The organism is Streptomyces sp. NBC_00442, from assembly GCF_036014195.1.
Classification (GTDB): domain Bacteria; phylum Actinomycetota; class Actinomycetes; order Streptomycetales; family Streptomycetaceae; genus Streptomyces.
The window spans coordinates 3,134,917-3,157,095 of record NZ_CP107918.1 but is presented as its reverse complement, the minus strand read 5'-3'; the positions used below and the strand labels follow the sequence as shown (position 1 = coordinate 3,157,095).

Here is a 22,179-nt window from a genome sequence, read left to right as displayed (position 1 = left end):
TCGACGGCGGCCGGGCGCGCGGGAGGACGGCCCGCCGTCACAAGGGCCCCTCCCGCCAACGCGCCCGGCATCAGCCTGTTAAGAGGATTTTGTCCCTTTAGGACGTATCGTCGCCGCATGCCCACGCCATACGGATCCCGCGGCGGCATGGCGTTCGGTGCGGACGAGCTGCGTGTGCTCCGACGCGCCCTCGCCATCGCCCTCCACCCCAGCGCCGCCCAGGACGAGGACGTCAAGGACTGCCTGCGCCTGGCCGACTCCGTCGACGAGGCCGTGCGCGAGGGGGAGCGGCTGCGCGCCTTCCTGCTCGCCGACCTCGTCCGCTACCGCGACGCGCTCCCCGGCTCGCTGCCCGGCTACACCGAGCTGCTCCAGGACGCCCTGGCGGCCGGCTACGACCCCGGGCCCGACGACCTGGCCGCCCTGCGCGCCCTGCGCTCCGACCCGGTCTGCGCGGCCCTCCTGGAGCGCTGCCGCCGGATCGCGGAGCGATCGGTGCGGGCCCGTCTCGCCGGCCGCGCGGTCTCGGCGCCCGGCCCGCGCACCCGGCTCCTCACGCTGGTCGGCGGCAGCGCGGCCGACAAGGACAAGGCCGCCGAGCCCCGCCCGGCCACCCCGGCCCGCCCGGCGGCGCCCGGACACCCGGCGCCCGGCCGGCCGGTGCCGAAGCCCTCCGAGGCGTTCCCGCCACGCCGCCGTCCGGTGCCCCCGCCGGAGGAACGGCGGGCCGGCTAGCTAGTCTGTCCCCATGGACTACGTTTCCGCGCTTCTGCCCCCCGTGGTGATGGCCATCTTCTTCATCGCGCTCGTCGTGACGATCGTGAAGAGCCAGGGCGGTCCCAACAAGGGCAAGGAGGACGCGGCCGTGGACAGCGCACTCGCGCGCGCCGAGGCCGCACAGCAGAAGCACGCCGCCTCCTGACCCGGTTCCGGGCGGGCACGTACGGCAGGGCGCACGGGGTATTTCCCTTCGTGCGCCCTTTTTGCTGCGCCCTCACGGCAAATAACCAGCCATTCGCGACATCTCCCACTATGGTGCAGATGTGCCCCGTCAATTGGGAGAGCTGGAAGACGCCGTCATGACCCGGGTCTGGCAGTGGAACCGTCCGGTGACCGTCCGGGAAGTCCTCGAAGACCTTCAGCAGGAACGGTCGATCGCCTACACCACGGTCATGACCGTAATGGACAATCTCCATCAGAAGGGCTGGGTCCGCAGGGAAGTCGACGGGCGGGCCTATCGATATACGGCGGTCTCGACGCGGGCCGCGTACGCCGCGGCCCTCATGAACGAAGCCTGGTCCCAGAGCGACAACCGGGCGGCCGCTCTCGTCGCCTTCTTCGGCATGATGTCCCCCGAGGAGCGCGAAGCGCTGCGCGATGCCGTGCGCATGGTGCAGGAGCCGGAACCCGAACGGGGCCGCGAACCCGAACAGGCCCGCGAACCCGAACCCGAACAGGGATCCGAAGAGGGCGATGTGCCCGGCGACAGCACGGGGCGATAGCGTCCAGGCATGTCTTATCCCGCCGCTAATGCCGTCACCGTCCGCCGCGCCAGGACCGGCGATGTACGGGCCGTGCGAGGCCTTCTCGACGCGTACGTCGACGACGGGATCCTGCTCGACAAAGCGACCGTCACTCTTTACGAGTCCATCCAGGAGTTCTGGGTCGCCGAACGGGACTCGGACGCGCGGGTGGTGGGGTGCGGGGCGCTGCACGTGATGTGGGAAGACCTCGCCGAAGTGCGTACTCTCGCGGTGGACCCGGAGTTCCAGGGTGCGGGCATCGGACATCTGGTGCTCGGCAAGCTGCTCCAGACCGCCCGTTGGCTCGGAGTGCGCCGGGTTTTCTGCCTCACCTTCGAAGTCGGCTTCTTCGCGAAGCACGGGTTCACGGAGATCGAGGAGACTCCCGTCGATACCGTTGACACAGATGTCTACAGCGAGCTGCTGCGCTCCTATGACGAGGGCGTCGCGGAGTTCCTCGGTCTCGAACGAGTGAAGCCGAACACCTTGGGCAACACCCGGATGCTTCTGCACCTGTGATCGGGGAAGCGGCGGGAAGCTGTCGGATCCCTATGTCCGAATCGCGTACGTTTCCCGCGGAGCAAGGATCCTGAACCTCTCCTGGGGGTTTGTGTTTTCCAGTCAAAAGCGGTTTCCTTTCCGCGTACTGCATTTTCGATGAAAGGAAATCCGGTGGCACAGAAGGTTCAGGTCCTTCTTGTCGATGACCTCGACGGTGGCGAGGCTGACGAGACCGTGACGTTCGCTCTTGACGGCAAGAGCTTCGAGATCGACCTCACCACCGCCAACGCGGACAAGCTCCGGGGTCTCCTTGAGCCCTACCTCAAGAGCGGCCGGCGCACCGGTGGCCGCGCGGCGGGCGGCCGTGGCAAGGCGCGTGGTGCGCTGCTCGGCACCGGCAACCAGAACACTGCGGAGATCCGCAAGTGGGCCAAGGAGCAGGGTTACAACGTGAACGACCGCGGCCGCGTCCCGGCCGAAATCCGTGAAGCCTACGAGAAGCAGAACGGCTGAGTTCCCGCGTTCCCCGCACCACCTGGGGATTTAGCGTGAAACAACCGGGCCCGGTGGCATTCCGTCGCCGCCGCGGCCACCAGCGGCACGAGGCCGAGACCCGTGGAGCGGCCGTCCGCAAGGGCGGTCCCCGGGCTTTCGCGAGCACTCCTCTCACCGGCTCCGCCGCACTGGGTGATTCCGGTGAAGGAGGGGAGCCCCGCCTCCACCTCGCACCCCGGCTCGGGGGGCCGCAGCCATACGGCGGCCCCTCGCGAACCGGCCCAGCCGGGTGGCACGGGGGCGGTGATCCGGCCCCCGGCGCCGATCGCCGTCAGGTCGAGGGCGACCCCGCCCCATTCGAGCCAGTCGAGCAGCCCCGGCAGCTCGTCCGCGCTCCCCGCGGCGACGAGCAGCCGCATCCGGTGTCCCATCAGGGCGACCGGGCCGGTGTTCGCGTACCGCGCGAGGAGGGCGAACCCGGCGGTCGCCGGGAGTTCGAGGACGTCGAAGCGCAGCCCCGTGAGCAGATGGACGGGGGGCCCGGCGGACACGGCCCAGCCTAGCTCGCGCTCGTACCAGTGCGCGAGCGGGCCATCCAGGGGGGCGCGGGGTGCCGGCACGGTGAAGGCCATGCCCGGAGCAACTGATGAAACGGCGCCAAGTTACGCTGGGTTCCCGGACCAATCCGTTCCGTCGCCGAATTCCAGGCGTCCGGACGCGGGTGCAGGCGCAAGGCTGTTCGCCCGTAGCTTACGGAACCGGGGTCTTTCGCATGGAGTGTCGGTCCGGGCGGGTAAGACATTCCTAGTGGGGAGGGGCGACACGCTCGTCAGGCGGTCTCACGTTCGCCATCGGCGTACTGGAGACAGGGGTATCTGTCTGGCCTGCGGGAACATCGTCTCGCACCATCGGGTTGGAGCAGTTGTCGGCTGTTCGGGCCGGGAGGCATTGAACGGGTGTCGGCAGTTGGAATGAGCTGTCCCGCCCTGCGGGACTAGCATGCGGAAGGACAGGGAGGGGACCGCCCCCTAACTGCCCGACCGCTCTGAGGAGCGATTAACGATGTTCGAGAGGTTCACCGACCGCGCGCGGCGGGTTGTCGTCCTGGCTCAGGAAGAAGCCCGGATGCTCAACCACAACTACATCGGCACCGAGCACATCCTCCTGGGACTGATCCACGAGGGTGAGGGTGTCGCCGCTAAGGCCCTGGAGAGCCTCGGGATTTCGCTCGAGGCGGTCCGCCAGCAGGTGGAGGAGATCATCGGTCAGGGCCAGCAGGCCCCGTCCGGGCACATCCCCTTCACCCCTCGCGCCAAGAAGGTCCTGGAGCTGTCGCTCCGCGAGGCCCTCCAGCTCGGCCACAACTACATCGGCACCGAGCACATCCTGCTCGGCCTGATCCGCGAGGGCGAGGGCGTCGCCGCCCAGGTCCTGGTGAAGCTGGGCGCCGATCTCAACCGGGTGCGGCAGCAGGTCATCCAGCTGCTCTCCGGCTACCAGGGCAAGGAAGCCGCCACCGCCGGCGGCCCTGCGGAGGGCACCCCCTCCACGTCCCTGGTGCTCGACCAGTTCGGCCGCAACCTGACGCAGGCCGCTCGCGAATCCAAGCTCGACCCGGTCATCGGGCGCGAGAAGGAGATCGAGCGCGTCATGCAGGTCCTGTCGCGCCGTACGAAGAACAACCCGGTCCTCATCGGCGAGCCCGGCGTCGGCAAGACCGCCGTCGTCGAGGGTCTGGCCCAGGCGATCGTCAAGGGCGAGGTGCCCGAGACGCTCAAGGACAAGCACCTCTACACGCTGGACCTCGGCGCCCTGGTCGCCGGATCCCGCTACCGCGGTGACTTCGAGGAGCGCCTGAAGAAGGTCCTCAAGGAGATCCGCACCCGCGGCGACATCATCCTGTTCATCGACGAGCTCCACACCCTGGTGGGTGCGGGTGCCGCCGAGGGCGCGATCGACGCGGCGAGCATCCTCAAGCCGATGCTGGCCCGCGGTGAGCTCCAGACCATCGGTGCCACCACGCTCGACGAGTACCGCAAGCACCTGGAGAAGGACGCCGCTCTCGAGCGCCGCTTCCAGCCCATCCAGGTCGCCGAGCCGTCGCTGCCGCACACCATCGAGATCCTCAAGGGTCTGCGCGACCGCTACGAGGCCCACCACCGCGTCTCGATCACGGACGAGGCCCTCGTCCAGGCCGCGACGCTGGCCGACCGGTACATCTCGGACCGCTTCCTGCCGGACAAGGCGATCGACCTGATCGACGAGGCCGGTTCCCGGATGCGCATCCGCCGGATGACCGCGCCGCCGGACCTCCGCGAGTTCGACGAGAAGATCGCGGGCGTGCGCCGCGACAAGGAGTCGGCCATCGACTCCCAGGACTTCGAGAAGGCGGCGTCTCTCCGCGACAAGGAGAAGCAGCTGCTCGCCGCGAAGGCCAAGCGCGAGAAGGAGTGGAAGGCCGGCGACATGGACGTCGTCGCCGAGGTCGACGGCGAGCTGATCGCCGAGGTGCTGGCCACGGCCACGGGCATCCCGGTCTTCAAGCTCACCGAGGAGGAGTCCTCGCGGCTGCTCCGCATGGAGGACGAGCTGCACAAGCGCGTCATCGGCCAGAAGGACGCCATCAAGGCGCTCTCGCAGGCGATCCGTCGTACGCGTGCCGGTCTGAAGGACCCGAAGCGTCCCGGTGGTTCGTTCATCTTCGCCGGTCCGTCCGGTGTCGGTAAGACCGAGCTGTCGAAGACGCTGGCGGAATTCCTCTTCGGTGACGAGGACGCGCTGATCTCCCTCGACATGTCGGAGTTCAGCGAGAAGCACACGGTTTCCCGCCTCTTCGGTTCGCCCCCCGGTTACGTGGGTTACGAAGAGGGCGGCCAGCTCACCGAGAAGGTGCGCCGCAAGCCGTTCTCCGTCGTCCTCTTCGACGAGGTCGAGAAGGCCCACCCCGATATCTTCAATTCCCTGCTCCAGATTCTGGAAGACGGTCGGCTGACCGACTCCCAGGGCCGGGTCGTGGACTTCAAGAACACGGTCATCATCATGACGACCAACCTCGGGACCCGGGACATCTCCAAGGGCTTCAACCTGGGCTTCGCCGCCCAGGGTGACGTCAAGACCGGGTACGACCGGATGAAGGCCAAGGTCAACGAGGAGCTGAAGCAGCACTTCCGCCCCGAGTTCCTCAACCGTGTCGACGACACGGTGGTCTTCCACCAGCTGACCGAGGAAGACATCATCCAGATCGTCGACCTCATGATCGACAAGGTGGACGAGCGCCTCAAGGACCGCGACATGGGCATCGAGCTCAATGCCGAGGCCAAGTCGCTGCTCGCGAAGAAGGGCTACGACCCGATCATGGGCGCCCGGCCGCTGCGCCGGACGATCCAGCGGGAGATCGAGGACATCCTCTCCGAGAAGATCCTCTTCGGTGAGCTGCGCCCCGGTCACATCGTGGTCATCGGCACCGAGGGCGAGGGTGAGGCGAAGAAGTTCACCTTCCGCGGCGAGGAGAAGTCGGCGCTGCCCGACGTCCCCCCGATCGAGGACGCGGCCGCCGGCGGCGGCCCGAACCTGAGCAAGGAGGCGTAGCCCTCCCCGGAGGACTCGCCGCAACTGCCTGAAGGGCCGGCCCGGTTCGTACGCACCGTACGAGCCGGGCCGGCCCTTGTGCGTGGGCCCGACGGTCTACGCCTGCGGGGCCAGCGGGCCGCCGTTGACGGTGACGGTGAGGCCGGGGCGGCGCAGCAGGGCCGCCGGGTTCCACGAGCCGGCCTGGACGGTGCCGACCGCGAGGTCCACCGTCGTCAGGGCGGGGAACACCGCGAGGACGGCGCCGAGGTCGCCGTCGGAATTGGCCAGCCACAGGTCGAGGTGGCGCACCCCGGGCAGCGGCGCGACCCCGGCCAGGGCGGCCACCGAGCTCAGCGCCACCCCGAGCCGGCCGATGCCGGGGCGCCCGCGCACATACGCGAGCAGCCGTCTGGTGGTGGCCGACGAGGACGGGGCGAGCTCCAGATGGCCGAGGGCGGGCCAGCGGCTCAGCGCGTCGAATCCCGCGACCTGATCGGCCTCCAGGTGCAGCGTGCTGACACCGGGCAGGACGGGCAGTTGGGCGAGGTGCAGGTCGGTGCTGCTGCCGAAGAGCAGGGTGCGCAGGGCGGGCGCCGAGCCGAGCGGGCTCAGGTCGACCTCCTGGGCGGCCACGTCGAGCAGCCCGAGCGAGGCGAGCCGCGGCAGCAGGGCGATCTGCGACAGGTCGCGCAGGCCCGAACCCCGCAGCACCTCCAGGTCTTCCAGGCGCTCCGCGCTGTCCCGCAGGAACGCGAGATCGGACAGGCGCTCGGTGCTGTTGAGGCGCAGCGCCGTCATCGTGCGCCCGCGCAGAGCCCGGTGGAGCTCGACCGCCGTGAGGTCGGGCGGGACGGTGATCCACAGCCGCTGGGCGTCCGGGACGTGCGGAAGCTGCGCGAGCTGCCACCGCGTCTCCACGTGCAGCCGCGCCTCGCGCAGATCCAGCCGGGCGAGCACCTCGCGGGCATAGCGCTCGGCGGGATAGCGCGACCACTCGGTGGTGAACAGGTCGACGGTGCCGGGGTGGGCCGCGGCCCAGGCCCCGGCATGCTCGATGGCTTCCGCGCCACCGACCCGGTTGATGAGCGCGACTACATCGGCCAGCGCCTCGCGGGGCGTGTCGGCCGGGGCCGGCAGATGCCCGAGCACCGGTGGGCCGAGGCGGGCCAGGAGCGTCACGGCCTCCACGTCGCGCGGCGGAAGGAGCGCCTTGATGTGGTCACCGACGCGGCGGCTGGTGCTCTCGTCGAAGTAGGCGGTGTTCTGCGCACAGCGCGCCGCGAGCACCTCTATCTTCGCCCTGTCCTGGTGGCCGCGCTGCCGGGAGGCGGCGTCGAGGAGGCCGTTGACCAGCGCGGCCCGGTCGCGGCGGCCGCAGTGCCCGGCGGCGAGCAGGATGACGTCCTGCCACTGCTGTTCCTCCGAGGCGTGCCTCAGGAGTTCGCCCAGATGCCCGTCGTCCACGAACTCCTTCGCGGCGAGGAAGTCCTGGAAGGTGCGGTGGGTGAACTGGAAGACGTTGTCGGCGCGTTCCTGGAGCAGCCCGCTGCGGTTGAGCAGATGCCGCAGCACATCGTCGGCGCCGCCCTGGGCCCGTACGTTCTCCATTCCGGAAAGGGCCCGCTCCAGGCGGCGCAGCGCCTGCTCGCGGGTGAACTCCGACTGCCCCTCGCGCACCAGCCACACCGCGATCCGCTGGAGCAGCTCGGTGCACTCCTCGGCGCTGATCTCGATGCCTTCGGGCGCCTCGACCTTGCGCTGCTGGTCCCGATTGCCGAGCAGCATCCGCAGCGCCGCCTCGTACAGCTTCCAGCGGGTGTCGGGCAGGAAGCCCTGGCGCAGCCGGTGCAGGGCGCAGATGACGGCGCACAGGAGCGGGGTGCGGGCCAGGCCCTTGAGGTTGCTGTTCTGCTTGAACTGCTCGGACAGGTCGCGCTCCAGCTCGTCCAGGTCCTCGTGGGGGCCGCTGTCGAGGCGGGCCGCGCGGTGCCAGGCGGCGATGAACGCGGTGATGTCCTCGTCGTTCATCGGGAGCAGCCTGAGTTCCTCGAAGCGGGCGTACTTCAGCCAGTCCGGCTCGACCGCCATCGGGCGCACCGTCACCACGCAGCGGGTGCGGGGATAGCGGTCCAGGAGGGCGGCGAGCCAGCGGTGCGCCTCCTCGCGGTCCTCCTGCGGCACCTCGTCCAGGCCGTCGACGAGGAGCAGCGCCTGCCCCGTCCTCAGGACCCGCCCGGCCCAGCCCTCGGGCGCCGCGTCCACCACGAGGCGTGCGGCGGTGGGGAGTTGGGCGGGTAGCGGGAACGTGGCGCCCTGGGCGCGCAGGCTGCGCAGCGGCACCACGAACGGGACGAGCGCGTTGAGGTCGGCGAGCCCGGGGCCGAGCCGCCCGGCCGCCGCGTGCGCCGCGAGCCACCACACCAGGGTGGTCTTGCCCGCGCCGGCCTCGCCGCGGATGAGGACCCGGGGGCGGGAGGCGAGCAGGGCGTCGATGCGCTGCGGCGCGCTGTCCGTCAAGGTCCTGCCCGCCTGCGGCGGATCGCTGGCCTTCGGTCGTGCCTCCAGGCTGAGGTAGGCGGTGTCCAGGTCCCACTCGGAGTCCCGCTTGTTCAGCTCGTCCAAGCCGAAGATCTTCGTCTTGCGGTACGCGGCGCCGATGGCCTCCGCGTACTCCTGCTCGTAGCGCTGGTCCTCCGGGGGTACGCCGGTGACCAGGTCGAGGACGGTGACGGCGGCGAGCGTGGCGAACGCGGCGCGGAAGCCCTCCACGGCGAAGACGGAGCGCAGCGGCACGCACACCACCCTGCGGTGGCCGCGGCCGCGCGGGATCTCCTTGACCAGGCCGAGCAGGGTCGCCCCCGCGAACAGCGGCGCGCCGGAAAGGCCCGCGAGCGGCGAGCTGCCGTCGGCGCGCTCGGTGGCGGGAGGCCGGTGCAGTTCACACACCAGATCGTCGCGCAGGCTCCCCGCGACCGGCAGGACGGTCCCCACGAACTGGTCCTAGTCCAGGTGGTGGTCGGCGCCGTAGCGCTGGATGTCGGGGAACCCGATGATCTCGCAGCCGGGCAGCGACTGCGCGGTGTCCACGGAGCCGAGCCGCAGCGTCCCGGACAGCAGCTCCTCGTCGCTGTAGAGCAGTGCGGCGTCCAACTCTGCGTCCTGCCACAGGATTTGGGCGCTGACCTCGCCGATGGAGGGGTGCAGGAGCCGGACGGGCGGCGCGCCGGCGAGATTGTGGGCGCAGGTCAGCACCAGCCACGGCGACACGACGACGCCGCTGCCCTGACGCCCGTCGGACAGGACGGCCACGACCCGGTCGGCGGTCGTGGGCAGCCCCGTACTCACCGCGGCCCGGCCCCGAAGCGCCCGCCGGGCCGGTCGTTGCCGACCTTCCAGGCGGAGCCGTCCGGTGCGGTGTGCGGCTTGAGGGTGAAGGACACCTTGTGGGTACGTCCGGTGATGCGCGCGGCGTCCGCGCCCGCGTCCACCACCCAGGCCCGCACCTTGGCGCCGCCCTTGACCTCTTTGCGCAGTTCGAGCGTGAACTCCATCTGGATGTCGCCGAGTTCGAAGACCAGCGGCTGCCCGGTCGCCCGCGCGGCGGCCTCGGTGAGCTGATCGCGTACGGACTCGATGGCGTCGGCCAGCTCGATGCCGTCCCACGCGTGGCTGTCGTCGGTCATGGTGCGCCCCCTCGGCTCGCACCAATTGTCGTGCCGGGGTGGGTAGTTGGGACAGGGGTGGGGCGCGGCCGCGCGTTATCACCCCACGGTGACCGTGACGCCGGGGTGCAGCGCGTCGGCCCCGTGCAGCGCGCCGCCCAGATTTGTCAGCCATATCCGTCGCAGATGGCGGGACGCGGCCAGCGGAGTGAGGTCGAGGTCCGACGGGGTGGAGCGGACCATGAGTGTTTCCATGGCGGGAAAGAGCTGGGGAAGGCGGTCGATGGCCGTCTGGCCCGTCCCGCCGGGGAGGACGATCGACGTAGGCGACAGGAGCCGGGCCGACGGCGGTGCGGTACCGAGCAGCCGGCCCGAGAGGTGCAGCGACCGCAGCCGCGGCAGCCGCGCGAGGGCGTCCCAGTCGGCGCGGTCCTTCGGGCCGCGGTTCGGGCCGAGGACGAGCCGTTCCAGGCTCTGGAACCGGTCGATGCCGGCGAAATCACCGTCCGGCCCCCCGGCCCCGGTCAGAGTGAGTTCCCGCAGCGGCGCATCGGCGGGGAGGTCGGACAGACTCCACGGCCCGGCCGCGCCTGCGAGGCCGAGCTCCTCCAGGCCGTTCAGGGCGGCGAGCGGCGCCAGGTCGGAGACGTCCGCCAGATCCAGGGCCAGCGTGCGCAGGGGGAGCCCCGGCAGATGGCTGAGGTCGTCGAGCCTCGGGCACCTCGTGATCGTCAGGTCGGCCAGTGCGTCCTGTCCGGCGAGGAACGAGAGGTCCCGCAGGGTCTCGTTCTCCCGGATCCGCAGGCCTTCGAGCCGGGCGCCGCGCAGATACTCCCGCAGCGCCGGCACGGGCACATCGCCCCGTACCTCCAGGAGCGGCCGGGGTCCCAGCCCGTGCAGCACCTCCAGCTGCTCCTCGGTCGTCACGCAGAAGTACAGGTCGGTGGGGTCGAGGTGGGCGATGACCTCGTCGGCGTACCGGTGGGTGTCGAAACGGCCCCAGGACCAGACGAGTTGGCGCCTGATCGCGAGCCGCGCATGGCGCGCGAAGCGGGCCATGAACGGGATCGCCCGGTCGGATCCGGTGTGCGAGGCCGCGGTCACGACGTGCTCGGCGAGCATGGGTGACAGCCCGTCAGGTCCCGGCAGCAGGTCCAGGATCAGCGGGCCCGCCTGTGCCAGGCTCTGCGCCGCGCGGGAGCTGGTGGGCGGGATCAGCACGGCGGTGCGGCGCTCGACCGCGGCCCGTACCGCCGGATCGAGCTCCGCCGCGTGCTCCAGACAGGTCGCGGCCAGCACGTGCACCCGCATGGTGACCGCGGGCGAGTCGTGGTCGTCGCCGAAGGCGAGCAACTCCCCGAAGAGTTCCCGGCGTTCGCGCGGCCGGGCGTGGCCGACGGCCATCCGTACGACGTCCTCCCACTGGTCGTCGGCGGCGTGCCGCACCAGCTCGCCCCACGCGCCCTCCTCGACCGCGGCCCGCGCGCCGAGGAAGTCCTGGAAGGTGCGGTGCACGAATTCGACGGTGCCGGGGCCCGGCTCGCGCAGCAGCCCGCTGCGGTGCAGGAAGTGGGCGTAGACGGCCGCCGCGTCGCCGATGCGGGCGATCTCGGGGATCGCGGGGAGGAGCTCGCCGATGATCTGCTCGGCGCGCGAACGGTCCATCTCGGTACGGCCGTTGCGGATCAGCCAGTACGCGATGCGCTGGAGCAGCTGGAGCTGCGGCTCCTCGCGCAGCTCGGGCAGGCCGTCCATGCTGCGCTCGCGGTCCCTGCGGGTCAGGAGCATGGTGAGGGCGGCGTCGTACAGATCCTTGCGGCCGTACGGCAGGAAGCCGCGGCGGTCGCGGTGCAGGGCGCAGATGAGGCCGCACATCAGCGGGTTGGTGGCGAGCCGGCCGAGGTCGGGCTTGGTGCGTACGGAATCCAGGAGCTGCGCCTCGTACGCGGCGAGGGTCGTGTCGTCGCCGGTGCCGGTGCCGGCACGGGCGGCGGTGTGCCAGCGGCCGATGAACGCGGCCACGCCCGACGGGCTCATGGCGGACAGGGTCAGCTCCGCGAAGTCCTCGTCGCCCAGCCAGTCCTCGCGGACGGCCGAGGGGCGCGACGTGACGAGCCAGCGGTTGCCGGGGAAGGCGCCGGTGAGGTCGCGGAGCCAGGCGCGGGTGCGCGAGCGTTCGGCGTCGGGGATCTCGTCGATGCCGTCCACCAGGATCAGGCCGCGGCCCGCCGAAAGGACCCGGGACTCCCAGCCGTGCGGCTGCTCCCCGGCCAGCGGTGAGCCGACGGCGGTGAGGAAGTCCTTGGGGGCGGGCAGCCGCTCGCCGTGCCGGGTCAGGGTGCGCAGCGGCAGGACGAAGGGGATGCGGTCGCGCAGATACGTCATGCGGTCGGCCGGGTCCGCGTCCTCGCCTGCCCCGGCGCCCCGGCGGGCCGCGCTGACGGCGAGCCACTGCACGAGGGTCGTCTTGCCGGAGCCGGCCTCGCCGCGCAGCAGGACGCGCTCGCGGCCGGCCAGGGCCTGATCGGCGGGCATCGGCAGGCAGGGGGCGGGTGGCTCGGGCGGCTTTTCGGGGAAGCGGTCGATGCGGGCGGCGAGCAGGCCCGGATGCTGGTCGTAGCGGGCGGCGGAGGTGCGCAGCCGCTCGACGAGCTCGGTGCGCGGACCGGCGTCGGTCGCCTCCAGGCTCAGATAGGCGGCGTCCAGCGGCCAGATGCCGGGGGAGTTGGCGAGGTCGAGTCCGTAGATCGTCAACGTGCCGTGCTTGTGGGCGACATGATCGAGGTAGCGGCGCTCGAAGGGGGCGTCGCGGGCATCGGCCCGCGGCACTCGTGTCATCAACTCGTCCATTTTTGCGTCGAGTTGGGCCTGACGGCGGCTCTGCTGGACGACAGTGGAGGCGACGAAGGTCGTGCGCTGGGTGAAGAAGTGCAGGATGTGCAGGCAGGTGGCGACCAGGAGGCGGTCGTAGAAGTGGGTGGCGTCGGCGGAGAGGTGGCGCTCGGGGTGGCTGCCGGCCCGGCGCAGTTCGCGGGCGAGCGCCTCGTGGCCGAGTGCGACCGCCTCGACGTCGCTGAGGCTCAGCGCGCCGAGGGCGTACAGGGTGGTGGCGAGCGCGTCGACGACGGCCTGCTCCTCGTCGCGCGGCACGGCCCGCTCGTGGCTCCGCAGGCCCTCCTCGACCAGGGCGGCCGCGAGCTTGCGCAGATCCGGCCCGGCCAGGGTGCGCTTCTCGCCGTGGAAGGAGACGTACCCGGAGAGGCGCACGGGGCGCTCCACCAGGCCGGCGCCGGGGCCCTCGGTCACGAAGAGCTTCTTGACGAGCGGGCCGACGACGCTCGTCGCGAGCTTGATGCCTATCTGCGCGGGATCCACGACGCGTCAGCCTAGCGAGGACCGGGGGACCTTGGTCCCGAAACGGAGGGCCGGGGGTCCGGGCCGCGGTGACAAGGCGCACAGCGCGGCGAGGACCTACTAGGCGGGTTAGGGGGCGTTGCGCGGGCACCGCGGGTATTCCCCGTCTGATCGTTACGGCTTTCGTTAGTAGATGGGTGTTTTGGGTGGAGATGGGGGTTCGGGTTACCAAGGTGAGGCCGACCTGGTGTGCCGTTCCGCGTGCCGGGTCCTCGCATGCCGCAGGGGCTCCGCTCGGACCTCCCCGCCCGGCAGCGATCACCGTCCCCTCATGGAAGAGCTTCCGCATGCTCCGGCGCACCCCGTCCCGCTCCGCCCGCCCGTCCCTGTTCCCGCTGCGTACCGCCTCGGTCGCCGCCGTCGCCACCGCGATGGGGGCCGCCACGCTCCTCGGCGGCGGGGCCGCGTTCGCCGACCAGGCGAAGTCCGCCACGCCCACTCCGGCCGCCGCCACCACGAGTGCGGTCGCGGGCCAGGCGAAGGCGCAGGCCAAGGCCGCCACCGCGGCGAAGCGGGCCGCTGCCGCCAAGGCCGCGTCCTGGGTGCACCCGGTGCAGCGCTACACGCTGAGCGCCTCCTTCGGCCTGGGCGGCACGATGTGGTCGCACAAGCACTCCGGGCAGGACTTCGCGGTGCCCACCGGCACGCCCGTCTCCGCCGCGCACGCCGGCACCGTCGTCAAGGCCGGTCCGATCGGCGGCGGTGACGGTCCCGCGTACGGCAACGCCGTCGTGATCCGGCACGCCAACAACACGTACTCGCAGTACGCCCACCTGTCGAAGATCAATGTGCGCATCGGCCAGAGCGTGGCCACCGGCGAGCGGATCGCGCTGTCCGGTAGCACCGGCAACTCCAGCGGCCCGCACCTGCACTTCGAGATCCGTACGACGCCGCACTACGGCTCGGCGGTCAACCCGGTCGCCTTCCTGCGGACGGTGGGCGTCACCGTCTGACGCACCGCGGGCCCGCTGCCCGCCCGCTTCCCTCGCGGCCTACCGGCCCCGCGTGTGGTGGTGGGCCTGCGTGTTGTGGTGGGCCCGGACGACCAGGTCGTTGGCGACTTCGAGGATGCTGGCGCGCTTCTCCTCGGGGGTGCCCTTGACGTCCTTGAGGACGAAAAGCCCTGCGTGCATCGACAGGAGCGCCGTGAAGCAGCGGATCCGGTCCGACATCGAGGCGTCCTGGTCGGTCAGCAGGTCGACCATCGCGTGCACCCGCTCCTTGAACATCTCGCCGATGCTCAGCTCGCGCATGGTCGCCTGGTTCTCCTGCATGAACCGGAACAGCGGCTCGGCCCCGAAGAGCGCCTCGCTGTAGCGGTGCAGGATCTCCTGCTTGATCTCCAGGGTGTGCGGCTGGTCCTTGCCCCACTCGATCAGCTCGTCCATGGGCCTGGTGAGGTCCTGGAAGAGGCTGATGATGATGTCTTCCTTGGTCTTGAAGTGGTAGTAGAGCGCGGCCTTCGTCACGCCGAGGCGCTCGGCGATCTCGCGCAGCGAGGTCTTCTCGTACCCCTGCTCACCGAAGAGCTCCAGGGCAACGTCCTGGATCCGCTGGCGGGTGTTTCCTCTGGCCATGCCGCTCTCCCGAATGCATACGGCCGCCGTCCCCCGGTGGCCGTGCCGGTACACCATTAACTTGCTTGACGCCCGGCTAGTTTGGGTCTACCTTCCCCAGTGTAGTGGTAACTAGCCGGGCGGCAAGTAAGTGCCCCGCGCGGTGGACGGCAGGCTTCAGGGAGTTGGGGACGATGGCGACGGGGATATCACAAGAGACGGTGGCAGAGGCGGAGGTGTCCGAAGGGCCACAGCCGCGCAGCGTGCGGGTCGTGCTGCTCGCGCTCATGATCGCGATGCTGCTCGCCATGCTCGACAACATGATCGTCAACACGGCGATGCCGACGATCGTGGGCGAGCTCGGTGGCCTGGAGCACCTGTCCTGGGTCGTGACCGCCTACACCCTGGCGACCGCCGCCTCCACCCCGATCTGGGGCAAGCTCGGCGACATGTACGGGCGCAAGGGCGCCTTCCTCACGTCCATCGTGATCTTCCTGGCCGGTTCCGCGCTCAGCGGCATGGCCCAGGACATGAGCCAGCTCATCGGCTTCCGCGCGATCCAGGGCCTCGGCGCCGGTGGCCTCATGGTCGGCGTCATGGCGATCATCGGTGACCTCATCCCGCCCCGCGACCGGGGCAAGTACCAGGGCATGATGGCCGGCGTCATGGCGCTCGCCATGATCGGCGGCCCGCTGGTCGGCGGCGCCATCACCGACCACCTCGGCTGGCGCTGGACCTTCTACATCAACATCCCGCTCGGCGCGGTCGCGCTCGCCATGGTCACCGCCGTCCTGCACCTGCCCAAGAAGCGGGCCCGCGGCCGGATCGACTACCTCGGCACCATCCTGCTGACCGTCGGCATCACCTCGATCGTCCTCGTCACCACCTGGGGCGGCTCGCAGTACGCCTGGAGCTCCGCGATCATCATGGAGCTCATCGCGCTCGGCGTCGCCGCGATCATCGGCTTCCTCTTCGTGGAGAAGAAGGCCGCCGAGCCGATCGTGCCGCTGCACATCTTCCGCAACCGCAACTTCTCGCTCATGTCCGGGATCGGCTTCCTCACCGGCTTCGTGATGTTCGGCGCGATGCTGTTCCTGCCGCTGTACCAGCAGTCCGTGCAGGGCGCCTCCGCCACCAACTCCGGGCTGCTGCTCCTGCCGATGCTGCTCTCCATGATGGCCGTCTCGCTGATCGCGGGCCGGGTCACCACCAGCAGCGGCAAGTACAAGATCTTCCCGATCCTGGGCGGCGCGCTCGTCGTGGTCGGCCTGTTCCTCCTCTCCACGATGGACACCACCACGACCCGGTTCATGTCCGGCGTCTACATGGCGGTGCTCGGCGCGGGCATGGGCTTCCTGATGCAGATCACGATGCTGGTCGCGCAGAACAGCGTCGAGATGAAGGACATGGGCGTCGCCTCGTCGTCCACGACCCTCTTCCGTACGCTCGGCTCGTCCTTCGGCGTCTCGATCATGGGCGCGATCTTCACCAACCGGGTCGGCGACGAGATGACCCACCGCCTCGGCAAGGCGGCCTCCGCCGGGGCCGGCAACCTGGCGTCGGCGCAGCTGGACCACGCGAGTCTGCTGAAGCTGCCGGCGCCGGTCCGGGAGGCGTACCAGTACGCCGTCTCCTCCGGTACGCACGGGACGTTCCTGGTCGGTTCGATCATCGCGGTGGCCATGTTCGTGGCGGCGCTCTTCGTCAAGGAGGTCCCGCTGCGCGGGTCCGCCCCGGCGCCGGGCGAGGGCGACGCGCCCCTCACGGAGCCGGCGCTGTAGCCCCGACCTCCCTCTTCTTGCCGGACGCCTCTTCGTGCCGGATACCTGCGCCTCCCTGCGCTTTGCCCTCCCGGGCGAGCGGGGGAGGCGCGGTGCTGTCCCCCCCCCGGAACCCCGGTTCGCTTTCGGGCGCGGGCCCGTGCGTGGCTGGTCGCGCAGTTCCCCGCGCCCCTAACCCCGCTTACGTCTGCGGACCGTCCCCGCGTCTCGCGCAGTTCCCCGCGCCCCTGAAACCCGCTTTCGCCTGCGGGCCGTGCCCGCGTCTCGCGCAGTTCCCCGCGCCCCTGAAACCCGCTTTCGCCTGCGGGCCGTGCCCGCGTCTCGCGCAGTTCCCCGCGCCCCTAGCTACTCGGTGCCGGCCCGTATGGACATCCTCAGCCCGTCATGGGGGTCCCCCCTGGCCCTTAAGGCCTTGGGGGAGATTGAGGACGAGCGCCCTTCAGGCGCGAATGGGGGTCTGGGGGCGGAGCCCCCAGGGAGCCGCACCCCTCAAGTAGCCGCACGGGATGGGGGTCCCCCCTGCTCATTAAGAGCTTGGGGGAGGGTGGGAAAACTCCCCGGGTTCTGGGGCGGAGCCCCAGGGAGGTGGGACGGCTCAGCCCCGCCGCGCGGGTGGGCGGGTTCGGTGGGCCGGGGTTTCCGCGGCCACGGACAGCGCGAGCAGCACGGCCGGCCCCACCAGCATCGCCCAGGCCGGCACCCGCCCCGCCGCGGGAACGAGCGAAACCACCAACCCCGCCGTCCCCAGCCGCACCCGCACCACCCCATCGCGTACCCCGGTGAACGCGGCCCGCACCACCGCCGTGGCCAGCAGGAACAGCGCGACCCCACCCAGCACGCACAGGGCGAGCGCCGTACTGAGCCGGCCGCCCGAGCCGAGCACCGCCGTGCCGATCGCGCCGCCCGTCACGGCGAGCCCCAGCTGCACGGGCAGATGACCGAAGACGTAGATGTTCAACAGCCTTGGATCGTCGGCGAGTTCGGCATGCGCGCCCGGACGCGACCCGCTGGCGCTGAAGTAGGACCACCACAGGCACGCACACAGCACGAAGGCCGCGGCCCCGGTCACCAGCGCGGGACCCGCCGTGCGCGCTTGGACGAGCCCGTTGGTGAAGCCCAGCACCGACTCGCCGAGCACGATGATGGTGAACAGGCCGAAGCGTTCGCGCAGATGCTCGGCGTGGTGCCCCGCCTTGGCGATCCGGCGGCCCGAGAGCAGCGGGACGGCCAGGTCGACCAGCATCCCGCCGGCCCAGATCCCGTACCGGACCGGCCCCGCCGGAGCCAGCAGCGCGCCGCCCGCCCAGAACGGCGCCGAGCAGAGCGACCCGGCGGCGAACGAGGTCAGCAGCGGGGCCAGCCCGCGGTCGCGGCGGGCCTCCAGCGCATACAGCGCGGCGACGCCGAGCCGGGCACCCAGATACGACAGGGCGAAGCCGGTGTCGGCGGCGTCGGAGGCTCCCACGCCGCCCACGAACACCGCGAGACCGCACACCGCCACGAGCCCCGCCATGGTGAGCAGCCGGTGCGAAGTGATGTCGCGGTCCGCTCGGTTGGCCCGTACCGCGTACAGCACCCACGTCCACCACAGCGGCACGAACAGGGCGGCCGCCGCGGCCACCGAACCGAGGCCGGGGGCGGCGCCGATGCGCCGGGTGACCTGGCCGACGGCCGCGACGAAGACGAGGTCGCAGAACAACTCGAACCAGGTGGCCCGCCGTTCCGCCTCCCCGGACTCGGGGGGCCGCGGGCGCTCCTGCTGCGCGGGCAGGACGGCGGACGGCGAAGGGTGGTGGGCCTCATGCATGGTCAACAGTGTTGCCCCGTTCGGCTGTTGACGTCTGCCCGCCGACGGACCGGATCATGAGGATCGCGCGGATCATGAGGATCGCGCGGACCATGAGGATCGAGCGGACCATGAGGATCGAGCGGACCATGAGGATTCATGCGGTCCGCCGGCCCGGGGCCCCTACGCCTAGCGGCCGTTCTTTCCCGGCGGCTGGACGGGGAAGGTGCCCGTGTTGGTCGGCGCGTGCTCGGGGAGCCAGAGCACGGCGATCGCGCCGCCGGAACCCGCGCCGCCGGCGAGGGCCTCGGGCGCGACGTTGCGGAAGGTGAGCCGGGCGCCGAGCACCCTGGCCTGGCCCGCGGCGATCGTCAGACCCAGGCCGTGCCCGTTGCCCGCCCGGTCGCTCGACCCGGTGCGGAACCGACTGGGCCCCTCGCGGAGCAGCGCTTCGGGGAAACCCGCCCCGTGGTCGCGGACCCGTACGACCCGGCCCTCGACGGTGACCTCCACCGGACCCCCGCCGTGCTTGGCGGCGTTGCCGAGCAGATTGCCCAGGATGCGCTCCAGGCGGCGCGGGTCGGTGCTGACCCACGACTCGTGGACGACCCTGACCCTCACCTCGGGATCGAAGGCCGCGACCCGGCGGCTGACGAACTCGCCGAGCGCGATGTCCTGCAACTCGGCCCGCTCGGACGCGCTGTCGAGCCGGGCGACCTCCAGGACGTCCTCGACCAGGGTGCGCATGGCCTGCGCCCGGTTGCGCACCAGCTCGGTGGGGCGGCCCGGCGGCAGCAGTTCGGCGGCGGTGAGCAGCCCGGTGACCGGGGTGCGCAGCTCGTGCGCGATGTCCGCGGTGACCCGGCGCTCGGCCTCGATGCGTTCCTGGAGGGCGTCGGTGAGCGCGTCCACGGCGCGGGCGAGCTCGTCGGTCTCGTCGCGTACGAAGCCGCCGATGGCGTCCCGCACCCGGACGTCGGTGTTGCCCTCGGCCACCTTGCCCGCCGCGTCGGCCGCCTTGCGCAGCCGGCGCGAGATCTGGCCGCCGATGAGGATGCCGAGCGCGCAGCCGCCGAAGACGACCGCGACCGAGCCGATGACCAGGGCGCGGTCCAGGTCGGCCATCACGTTGGAGCTGCGGTCGGTGAAGGTGGAGTGCAGCGACAGGACGTCGCCGTTGCCCACGGGCACGGCGGCCCAGATGTCGGGCGGGCCGCTGCCGCGCTCCTGCACCGAGGAGACCTTGCGTCCCTGGAGGGCCTTGGTCTTCAGGGTGGCCGGCAGGGCGGGATCGTTCAGCTTGGTGCCGAAGCGGACCCGCTTGTTGCTGGTCTCGTAGTAGTTCTGCGCGAAGTTGAGCCGCTCCATCTGCACGTCGCGGGCGTTGTCGAGCATGGAGACCCGGGCGGCGTTGTGCACGACGAGGCTCAGCGCCATCACGGTGAGCGCGCCGACCGCGGTGATCGCGATGCTGATCTTCCAGCGGACGCCGGTGCGCAGGGCGAAGCGCCTCATGCGGCGTGCTCCTGTTCGGCGTCGGCGGCGGCGGCGGCGGCGTCGGCTTCGGCGGGACGGTGGCCGGGGGCCCGGGGGGTGGCCCCCGGGTGATGCGGCCGGCGGACGCCGGTGCGCAGGGCGAAGCGCCTCATCGGGGCCTCACGCCTTCAACTTGTAGCCGAAGCCACGGACGGTCTCGATCCGGTCCTGCCCGATCTTGGTGCGGAGCCGCTGCACGTGGACGTCCACGACCCGGGTGTCGCCGCCCCAGCCGTAGTCCCAGACCCGCTCAAGGAGCTTGTCGCGGGACAGGACCGTGCCGGGCGCCGAGGAGAACTCGAGCAGCAGCCGCATCTCGGTGGGCGTCAGGGCGACGGTCTCGCCGCCCTTGCGGACCTCCATGCCCTCGGTGTCGATCTCGATGTCGCCGAAGGCGAGCACCCCGCGCTCGGGCGGCTCGTCGGAGGTGTCGATGGCGGCGCCGGGGCCGCCGGCGTGACCGAAGCGGCGCAGCACGGCGCGGATCCGGGCGACCAGGACCGCACCGTCGAAGGGCTTGGTGACGTAGTCGTCCGCGCCGGCCTCAAGGCCGAGGACGACGTCGATGGAGTCGGCGCGCGCGGACAGCATGATGACCGGCACGGTCGACTCGTCGCGGATCCGGCGGCAGAGGCTGACCCCGTCGAGGCCCGGCAGCATCACGTCGAGCAGGGCGATGTCCGGCCGGTCGGCGCGGAACGCCTCCAGGCCGGAGAGCCCGTCGGGCATGGCGGTCACGGTGAAGCCGTCCCGCTCGAGGGCGAGCTGGGTGGCTTCACGGATGACGTCGTCGTCCTCGACGAACAGGACATGGGTTTCGGCCATCGCGCTGCTCTCTCAGTTCTCCGGCGGTCTGTTCCGGCGTCCGGCGGTCGGGCTCGGGGGCCGGGCGCCGTACCCAGTCTGCGGCATACGAGCCCCGCCGCCGGCCGATCCGGCGCCCGGCCCGGCGACCCGGTCAGGGGGTGGCGGGCACGGGCGCGGGGGACCCGCCATCGCCGACCGCCTTGCTGTAGTCGTTCTCGACCTGGCTCTGCTGGGCGAACTTACCGCTCGCGCCGCCCGACCAGTGATAGGTGGTCACGACCTCGCTTGAGGCGAAGGCGGGCTTGTCGCCGGGCGCGTACATCTGCCGGGTCACCACCAGATCGCCCCGGTCGATCTCCGCGTATACGGGCGTCTCCTCGGCGGTGAAGACGTTCTCGTACGAGGAACCGGAGGCGGAGGGAGCGGAGGAGCCGGAGGGAGTGGAGGAGCCCGATGAGGCGGAGGCATCGGGGGAGCCGGACGCGGTCGTGGCGCGGTACACGTAGGAGCCCAGACCCACGGCGTCGGCGCAGTTCATGACGTTCACGATGACGTCCTGGCCGGTCGCGCCGGTCAGGTGCCCGTACGTCACGTCGATGGGGTACTCGTCCTTGGTGCAGGGCTTGAGCTGCGCCTTGACGCGGGTGCTGACCTTCGGGTCGCTCTTGAGCAGCCGTACCGGGTCGACCTTCTGGAACGGCGCGGGGCTCGACGCGCTCGGCGACGGCGTGGCGTGGGCGGCCTTGTCGGGCTGTGCGGCCTCGCCCTCGTCCCGGGTGCCGGTGCCGCCCGTGGAGCAGCCGGTCATGAACAGCCCGAGGGCGGAGATCCCGGCCAGTGCCGTGGTCCCCGCCGTCAAAGCGCTCCCCCTGTGCCTGCTCAGGCCGCGCACCGCTCCCGCCCCTTTACGTCGCCGGCGTTGCCGTGTCCGAGCGCACGGAAGTCCAGTTCGCGGCTCTCCAGCTCCTGGCGGAGCCGGGCCAGCGCCCGGTGCAGCGTGCTCTTGACCGTGCCGGCCGACATGCCGAGGGCCGCGGCCGTCTCCTCGGTGCTCATCTGCTCCCAGTGTCGCAGCACGACGACGCTGCGCTGCTTGGGGGCGAGCACCTTCAGGACGTCCATCAGGAGGGCGCGGTCGGCGCGCTGCTCCGAGCCGTCCTCGACGCGGGCGTCGGGGAGCTGCTCGGTCGGCACCTCTTCGAGCTTGCGCGCCCGCCACCACTCGGTCCGGGTGTTGATCATGACGCGGCGCAGATAGGCGTCGGCGAGCGTCTTGTCGGCGATGCCGTCCCAGCGGCCGTAGGTGCGGGCCAGCGCGGTCTGGAGGAGATCCTGCGCGTCCACCGGGTCCGGAACCAGTCGCCTGGCACTGCGCAGCAGCGCGTCCTGCCGGGTGCGTACGTACTCCTCGAACTCAAGCACCTCGCCCTGCGCCATACCCAACCGCCTCCGTCGTCCCCGTGAGCTGGTCCCGCTCGTCCCTGCTGGTCGCTTACGGGACTGAAGCTACGGAGGACTTGTCACGGGCCTGTGCGGAGCAGCCGTCGG

The 22,179-nt window shown here is 71.2% G+C and carries 21 protein-coding genes; 8 read left to right on the top strand and 13 right to left on the bottom strand.

Going from position 1 to position 22,179, the window contains the following annotated elements:
- Positions 1–147 precede the first annotated feature (147 nt).
- From OG432_RS14210 to OG432_RS14190, 5 genes are all read left to right on the top strand, one after another.
- Positions 148–735: a hypothetical protein gene (locus tag OG432_RS14210; RefSeq protein WP_328315101.1), complete on the top strand. Its 588-nt coding sequence runs from the start codon at positions 148–150 to the stop codon at positions 733–735.
- 13 nt (positions 736–748) lie between these two features.
- Positions 749–922: a hypothetical protein gene (locus tag OG432_RS14205; protein ID WP_328311305.1), complete on the top strand. Its 174-nt coding sequence runs from the start codon at positions 749–751 to the stop codon at positions 920–922.
- Positions 923–1,043: 121 nt separating this feature from the next.
- Complete coding sequence (locus OG432_RS14200; protein ID WP_328311304.1) at positions 1,044–1,502, top strand: BlaI/MecI/CopY family transcriptional regulator; 459 nt, start codon at positions 1,044–1,046, stop codon at positions 1,500–1,502.
- A 9-nt stretch (positions 1,503–1,511) separates the two neighbouring features.
- Positions 1,512–2,042: an amino-acid N-acetyltransferase gene (locus OG432_RS14195; protein WP_328311303.1), complete on the top strand. Its 531-nt coding sequence runs from the start codon at positions 1,512–1,514 to the stop codon at positions 2,040–2,042.
- A gap of 153 nt (positions 2,043–2,195) precedes the next feature.
- A complete protein-coding gene (locus tag OG432_RS14190) occupies positions 2,196–2,537 on the top strand; it encodes a histone-like nucleoid-structuring protein Lsr2 (protein ID WP_328311302.1) in 342 nt (113 codons plus the stop codon).
- On the opposite strand, the gene OG432_RS14185 is transcribed toward OG432_RS14190, so the two are convergent.
- Positions 2,516–3,151 (bottom strand): SCO3374 family protein, encoded by a 636-nt coding sequence (locus OG432_RS14185; protein ID WP_328311301.1) that lies wholly within the window; start codon positions 3,149–3,151, stop codon positions 2,516–2,518. The genes OG432_RS14190 and OG432_RS14185 overlap by 22 nt on opposite strands.
- A gap of 430 nt (positions 3,152–3,581) precedes the next feature.
- On the opposite strand from OG432_RS14185, the gene OG432_RS14180 reads away from it, so the two are divergent.
- A complete protein-coding gene (locus OG432_RS14180; protein ID WP_328311300.1) occupies positions 3,582–6,107 on the top strand; it encodes an ATP-dependent Clp protease ATP-binding subunit in 2,526 nt (841 codons plus the stop codon).
- 96 nt (positions 6,108–6,203) lie between these two features.
- Here the strand turns inward: OG432_RS14180 and OG432_RS14175 are convergent, their stop codons facing one another.
- The 4 genes from OG432_RS14175 to OG432_RS14160 all read right to left on the bottom strand — a co-directional run bounded on the left by OG432_RS14175 (position 6,204) and on the right by OG432_RS14160 (position 13,126).
- Entirely contained in the window at positions 6,204–9,080 is a 2,877-nt protein-coding gene (locus OG432_RS14175; protein ID WP_328311299.1) for an NACHT domain-containing protein, read from the bottom strand.
- A 9-nt stretch (positions 9,081–9,089) separates the two neighbouring features.
- The gene (locus tag OG432_RS14170) at positions 9,090–9,434 is read right to left on the bottom strand and encodes a trypsin-like peptidase domain-containing protein (protein WP_328311298.1); all 345 of its coding nucleotides are present in this window, start codon (positions 9,432–9,434) and stop codon (positions 9,090–9,092) included.
- A complete protein-coding gene (locus OG432_RS14165) occupies positions 9,431–9,772 on the bottom strand; it encodes a trypco2 family protein (RefSeq protein WP_328311297.1) in 342 nt (113 codons plus the stop codon). Before OG432_RS14165 ends, OG432_RS14170 begins: the two co-directional genes overlap by 4 nt.
- Before the next feature lie 78 nt (positions 9,773–9,850).
- Entirely contained in the window at positions 9,851–13,126 is a 3,276-nt protein-coding gene (locus tag OG432_RS14160; protein ID WP_328311296.1) for an NACHT domain-containing protein, read from the bottom strand.
- Between the two features lie 326 nt (positions 13,127–13,452).
- Here OG432_RS14160 and OG432_RS14155 point away from each other — a divergent pair, with 326 nt between their 5' ends.
- Entirely contained in the window at positions 13,453–14,118 is a 666-nt protein-coding gene (locus OG432_RS14155) for a M23 family metallopeptidase (RefSeq protein WP_328311295.1), read from the top strand.
- 39 nt (positions 14,119–14,157) lie between these two features.
- Here the strand turns inward: OG432_RS14155 and OG432_RS14150 are convergent, their stop codons facing one another.
- Positions 14,158–14,742, bottom strand: a complete 585-nt coding sequence (locus OG432_RS14150; protein ID WP_328311294.1) for a TetR/AcrR family transcriptional regulator — start codon at positions 14,740–14,742, stop codon at positions 14,158–14,160.
- A gap of 173 nt (positions 14,743–14,915) precedes the next feature.
- On the opposite strand from OG432_RS14150, the gene OG432_RS14145 reads away from it, so the two are divergent.
- Positions 14,916–16,502, top strand: coding sequence for an MDR family MFS transporter (locus tag OG432_RS14145; RefSeq protein WP_356615499.1), 1,587 nt, complete (start codon positions 14,916–14,918; stop codon positions 16,500–16,502).
- A 595-nt stretch (positions 16,503–17,097) separates the two neighbouring features.
- Here OG432_RS14145 and OG432_RS14140 read toward each other — a convergent pair.
- The 7 genes from OG432_RS14140 to OG432_RS14110 all read right to left on the bottom strand — a co-directional run bounded on the left by OG432_RS14140 (position 17,098) and on the right by OG432_RS14110 (position 22,068).
- A complete protein-coding gene (locus tag OG432_RS14140; RefSeq protein WP_328311292.1) occupies positions 17,098–18,309 on the bottom strand; it encodes a low temperature requirement protein A in 1,212 nt (403 codons plus the stop codon).
- On the bottom strand, positions 18,302–18,439 hold the full coding sequence (locus OG432_RS14135; protein WP_328311291.1) for a hypothetical protein: 138 nt from the start codon (positions 18,437–18,439) through the stop codon (positions 18,302–18,304). Before OG432_RS14135 ends, OG432_RS14140 begins: the two co-directional genes overlap by 8 nt.
- 38 nt (positions 18,440–18,477) lie before the next feature.
- Positions 18,478–19,803 (bottom strand): two-component system sensor histidine kinase CseC, encoded by a 1,326-nt coding sequence (gene cseC, locus OG432_RS14130; RefSeq protein ID WP_328311290.1) that lies wholly within the window; start codon positions 19,801–19,803, stop codon positions 18,478–18,480.
- Positions 19,800–19,937 (bottom strand): hypothetical protein, encoded by a 138-nt coding sequence (locus OG432_RS14125; RefSeq protein WP_328311289.1) that lies wholly within the window; start codon positions 19,935–19,937, stop codon positions 19,800–19,802. Before OG432_RS14125 ends, cseC begins: the two co-directional genes overlap by 4 nt.
- A 7-nt stretch (positions 19,938–19,944) precedes the next feature.
- A complete protein-coding gene (gene cseB, locus OG432_RS14120; RefSeq protein WP_328311288.1) occupies positions 19,945–20,649 on the bottom strand; it encodes a two-component system response regulator CseB in 705 nt (234 codons plus the stop codon).
- Between the two features lie 133 nt (positions 20,650–20,782).
- Complete coding sequence (locus OG432_RS14115) at positions 20,783–21,490, bottom strand: hypothetical protein (RefSeq protein ID WP_328311287.1); 708 nt, start codon at positions 21,488–21,490, stop codon at positions 20,783–20,785.
- A gap of 20 nt (positions 21,491–21,510) precedes the next feature.
- Complete coding sequence (locus OG432_RS14110; protein WP_328311286.1) at positions 21,511–22,068, bottom strand: SigE family RNA polymerase sigma factor; 558 nt, start codon at positions 22,066–22,068, stop codon at positions 21,511–21,513.
- Between the last annotated feature and the right edge of the window lie 111 nt (positions 22,069–22,179).